This window comes from Helicobacter sp. MIT 14-3879 (assembly GCF_003364125.1).
The window spans coordinates 1-4,996 of the sequence record NZ_NXLP01000082.1 but is presented as its reverse complement, the minus strand read 5'-3'; the positions used below and the strand labels follow the sequence as shown (position 1 = coordinate 4,996).

Below are 4,996 nucleotides of genomic sequence, written 5' to 3'. Positions count from 1 at the left end.
GAAATATATTGTTGGCACAGAGGGTATAGAGTTTGCACCGGGCGCAAAGCAAAGGATTACTAAAGGTAGGTTTTTGGTGCAAAGAGCTTCTAGTTCTGTGCGTTCATTATTGATGTTAAATTATTATATTTTACACAAAGCACAAAAGGGTGATATTCTTATGATTGATGAGCCTGAGCTAAATCTTCACCCTAAAAATCAGATTCTTGTTGCTAGGTTGCTTACTTTGCTTGTCAATGCAGGGATTAAGGTATTTATTACCACACATAGTGATTATATTGTGCGGGAATTGAGTAATTGCATTATGTTAAAGAATCTTACTGATGAGCAGATTAAGAAGTTTGCAAAACAAGGATATAGCAAGGAATACGGATTGGAATCTAAAAAAGTTAAGGCGTATTTAGCAGAAAATATCGGCGGTAAAAATACCTTGAGAGGAGTAAAGATAACGCAAGAGCAAGGAATTTTTATGGAAACCTTTGATGAGCCTATTGATTCTCAAAACGAGAATCAGGGATTGATTTTTGAGGAGTCTATGAGAAGCAGAAAGGATAGCAATGACAAATAAAAGTTTATCTCATTTTAGAGATTCTATCCATCATAGCTTAAAAGCAAAAGAAAAAATGGATGCTTGTGTGTCAGCGAACAAGAAGAATCAAGCTCAATTAAAGAGATATATTTTAGCAAAGGAAATGTTGATGATGTGTTAATCATATAACAGGACATAAAACACAATAATTGCCGACCTATTGAGAATCTGTTTGAAGGGAAAGCTAGAGTGAATAGCTGTGATTTTATCGTTTTGATATGCAAAAATAAAGGTTTGTACATATTTTTTTGTGAAATGAAATCAAGCAATAATAAAGAAAATCGTGAAAAAGTCTTAAAGCAAATAAATAGTTCTAAAATATTTTTTGAGTATCTGTATAAAAATTATTTAGAACACTTTAAACCTAAAGATTTTGAAATTTCAGTAGAAAATGGGGAATATATTTATATTTATCCTGCTTCAACCTCACAAAAAAATCCGACCTCTGCTTCAGGCAGGAATAGGTTAAAATTTAAAAAAATAGAAATAAATTCAAATGGCAATGCAGCAGAAAATGATATTTATCATTTTTTTGGAGTTTAATCTATGCCAAATCTCTACACTGCACAAGATAAAAGGGTAAAAGTTAAGCCCTATAAGCTAGGTGAGAGCCGTGTGTCTTTCAATTAAGATTTTCTTGCGAAAAAAGATTCTCAATATAACCCTCTAAAGTGAGAGCGTGTATCTTAAAAATTTTCTTGCTAAGCTTTTTGTTTGCAAGGGATTATAGGGGGCTAAATCTAAAAAGAGGGAGGGGATTGTCTATAAAGAGATTGCATTTATAGGCACAATGGATTGCTTGCTATCACGTCTGCATAGAATCTTATCCAAATACTTCCTAGTTTGTGTAGCAAATTAAGGAGTAAGATTCTAGGGAATTCTCATGTTTATGTCGTTTCATTGGAATTCTTAAAACGGGGATTTATCAATTTGTATAGTTAAAGAAACTAGAGATTCTACGCACCATTAATCACTTTGCAATGTCTTTCTTAAGACAAGCGTGAAAGAGACATTGCTTAAATCAGCAACCTCTTGTTAGAATCATAACGATTTGGTATTTTTCTTAATAGAAATAGAATTTTTTTGTTAATTTTATAAAATCTAAAGCATAACAATCTTACTATATATCTATATCTTCTCGCATTAGCAGCAAATAGGATAAGCAATGACAAATACCAAACAAAAACCAATGATTTTAAGCACTATCGCCAATGAGCTTCGCATGCTTTGTGCTGATATGGTACAAGCAGCAAAAAGCGGACATCCGGGCGCACCAATGGGATTAGCAGATATTGCCATAATCCTTGCTAACCATATTAGAATCTATCCTAAAGATAGCGCGTGGATAAATCGCGACAGGTTAGTTTTTAGTGGTGGGCATGCAAGCGCACTTCTCTATGCTTTATTGCATTTGTGGGGATATGATGTAAGCTTACAAGACTTAAGGAGCTTTAGAAGATTGGATTCTAAAACACCCGGACATCCTGAATACAATCATACAGATGGTGTAGAAATTACCACAGGACCATTGGGGCAAGGGATTGCCAATGCCGTAGGTTTTGCGCTAGCTAGCAAGAAAGCGGCACATCTTTTAGGGAATGAAATTATCAATCACAAAGTATATTGTTTTTGTGGCGACGGCGATTTAGAAGAGGGCATTAGTTATGAGGCTTGCTCTTTGGCTGGACTTCATAAGTTGGCAAATCTCATTCTTATTTATGACAGTAATAATATTAGCATTGAAGGTGAAATAGGTATTGCTTTTAATGAAAATATCTGCGCACGATTTGAATCTCAAGGATTCTTTGTGCAGGAAATAGATGGGCATGATTATAATGAGATTGAATCTGCTTTTAAAAATATTAGTAGGGATAGACCAACGCTTATTATTGCACACACAAAAATTGCTAAGAATGCCTATTCATTAGAGGGAAGCCATCATGCGCACGGCGCTCCTTTGGGAGAGGAAGTTATTGCTAAAACGAAAGAGATACTAGGATTAAAGCAAGAAGAATTCTTTATTAGCAAAGAGCTAAGGAGGCATTTTGCCGAAACGATTAATCGCACTGAATCGTTTTATCTTTCTTGGCAAAAAGCTCTCGCTGATTCTGAACAACGAACTCTTTTAGAATCTTTGTTAAAAAAAGACTTTAGTTGTGTTGATTATCCGCAATTTAATCCGCATAATACAGAATCTATTCTTGCACAAGCGACATTGAATGAGAAAGATTCTTTAGCGACAAGAGCTAGTAATGGTCAAATTCTTAATGCCATAGCAAAAGCAAACATCGGTTTTATTGGCGGAAGTGCGGATTTAGCCCCGAGTAATAATACTTGCATCACAGAATCTAGCGATTTCCCACTAGGCGTGAATTTGCATTTTGGCGTGCGTGAGCATGCTATGGGGGCGATTTGTAATGCTTTTGCAAATTATGGAATCTTCACTCCCTACTGTGCGACATTCTTTGTTTTCAGTGATTATCTTTGTCCTAGCATTCGCGTAGCAAGTCTCATGAATGCACAAGTTTTCTATATTTTTACCCATGATTCCATAGGTGTTGGCGAGGACGGAGCAACACATCAGCCCATTGAACAATTAAGTCATTTGCGCGCTATGCCCCATCTATTAAATTGGCGTGTAGCTGATGCTAATGAGAATATCTACGCATGGCAAAATGCCCTTACAATGACAAAGCCACAAAGCTTTATTCTTACAAGACAGAATCTCCCGCTCATAGAATCTTGCTCTATCACAAAAGAGAATGTAGCAAAAGGGGGTTATATCATTTCTTATTCCGTCATTGATGCTAAGAAACCTAAGCTTACCTTATTTGCAAGCGGGAGTGAAGTCAGTTTAGCAATAAAGGCACAAAAAATATTGGAAAACTTTGAGAATCTTTATACATTAGATTCAGAAGAACTACAAAAGATTCTTAAGAATCTTGCATTAGATTCTAAGACAAGCAAGGGCATTGCTACACAAGTGGTTTCCCTCCCATGCTTCGAGCTTTTTATTGCGCAGGAGGAACAGTATAGACAGAATATTTTTGGAGATTCTAAAGTCTTGGGGATTGAGGCTTTACGAGCTTTTGAACTGTATAGATTTTGCGATAAGGTGCTTTGCATGGAAAGCTTTGGCGCAAGCGGCAAGGGAGAATTACTTTTTCAAAGATTTGGATTTGGTGTGAAAAATATTTGCTTAGAAGCATTAAAACTACTAGAGAGTAGCTAAATAGAGAGTTTGGTAAATTGTTTATTGTGAATTTGTGATAACTTTTAGCTTCATAAATTGAGCTATATGGATCTCTTAATGTTTGTTGCAAGTATCCATGACAAATGATTAGTGCGTTGCTGACTTATTTTACAAAGAAGATTTATGGCAAAAATTATGCGGTAGAATGATTTTATTCTTGTAGTATGGTAAGTGTCAAAAGACTATTACAAGAGGATATATCATTCCAATGTTTTTTTGCTCATAAAAGTTGGTTTGTGATTGATGCAAAATATAGTATCCCAATAGAATGTGATTCTATTAAATGGATACATTTCTACAAATAGCTATTGCGCTTTTACTCATAACATTTGGAATTTATAAGAAAATGAAGTGTCTTTGGTAAGGTGGAGTTTAACCAATAGAATGTTTGTTGCGCGTTTTGCTCCAGACTGTACAAAATGTATGGAACTAGGGGGCAAAGAGATTCAAACTCATACAAATTCTTTCTAAAGTAGCAGTGTTGAAATAAAATTGCAACCTTATGTGTTTTGCTTAATCATAATACAGAATGCAGAGATTAATTCTCCATAAAAGAGAAAAAAGATTTTTAACGACCAAACAATATAAATGCGTCTTTTTGCTGTCTGTGGGGTTGAGAGAAAATCTAAGATAGAAATACGCAACAAGAATGCCATAACTATGCGATTTTTTGTCGTTGAATATTTTGGATTTCTGCTTTTTGTTGTGCTTTTCGCATAAATTCTGGTTCGCGACCTCTTTTTCTCTCAAGTATGGCAACATATTGAAACAACTCGACAACGGCATTAAATAATTCTGGCGGAATCATTCTATCCACATCAACTAAGCGATAAAGCTCGCGCGCCAAAGGCGGATTCTCAACGATTAGAATCTCATTTTCCCTTGCTATTCCTTTAATGCGAATAGCAAGATGATCTATTCCTTTAGCAACTACCACAGGAGCAGCTTCTTTATCATTATCAAAACGTAAGGCAACTGCGTAATGTGTAGGGTTTGTAACTACAACATTGGCTGTTGGGATAGCACTCATCATTTTGTTCATAGCATTTTTCATCATGATTTGTCTGATTTTTGCTTTTATCTCTTGGTTACCTTCTTGTTGTTTGAATTCATCTTTAACTTCTTGTTTGCTCATTCTTAAACTCTTAATATAT

At 35.2% G+C, this 4,996-nt stretch carries 5 protein-coding genes; 4 read left to right on the top strand and 1 reads right to left on the bottom strand.

Features of this window, described 5'->3' with window-relative positions:
• The 4 genes from CQA44_RS11215 to CQA44_RS11205 all read left to right on the top strand — a co-directional run.
• On the top strand, positions 1-568 hold a 568-nt coding region (locus CQA44_RS11215), incomplete at its 5' end, for an AAA family ATPase (protein ID WP_147289799.1).
• Positions 558-710, top strand: a complete 153-nt coding sequence (locus CQA44_RS12715) for a hypothetical protein (protein ID WP_181881893.1) — start codon at positions 558-560, stop codon at positions 708-710. The genes CQA44_RS11215 and CQA44_RS12715, both read left to right, overlap by 11 nt.
• 68 nt (positions 711-778) lie before the next feature.
• Positions 779-1,132 carry a hypothetical protein gene (locus CQA44_RS11210; RefSeq protein WP_115547310.1) on the top strand — a complete coding sequence of 118 codons (354 nt, stop codon included), beginning with the start codon at positions 779-781 and terminating at the stop codon, positions 1,130-1,132.
• A 622-nt stretch (positions 1,133-1,754) separates the two neighbouring features.
• Positions 1,755-3,821, top strand: a complete 2,067-nt coding sequence (locus CQA44_RS11205) for a transketolase (protein ID WP_115547309.1) — start codon at positions 1,755-1,757, stop codon at positions 3,819-3,821.
• A gap of 679 nt (positions 3,822-4,500) precedes the next feature.
• Here the strand turns inward: CQA44_RS11205 and CQA44_RS11200 are convergent.
• Positions 4,501-4,996 (bottom strand): EscU/YscU/HrcU family type III secretion system export apparatus switch protein (locus tag CQA44_RS11200; RefSeq protein WP_258865025.1); only part of this gene is annotated, 496 nt, incomplete at its 5' end.

Bases quoted from the DNA above. Each gene is read 5' to 3' on its own strand.
- CQA44_RS12715 (WP_181881893.1), top strand. From the start codon at position 558: ATGACAAATAAAAGTTTATCTCATTTTAGAGATTCTATCCATCATAGC.
- CQA44_RS11205 (WP_115547309.1), top strand. From the start codon at position 1,755: ATGACAAATACCAAACAAAAACCAATGATTTTAAGCACTATCGCCAAT.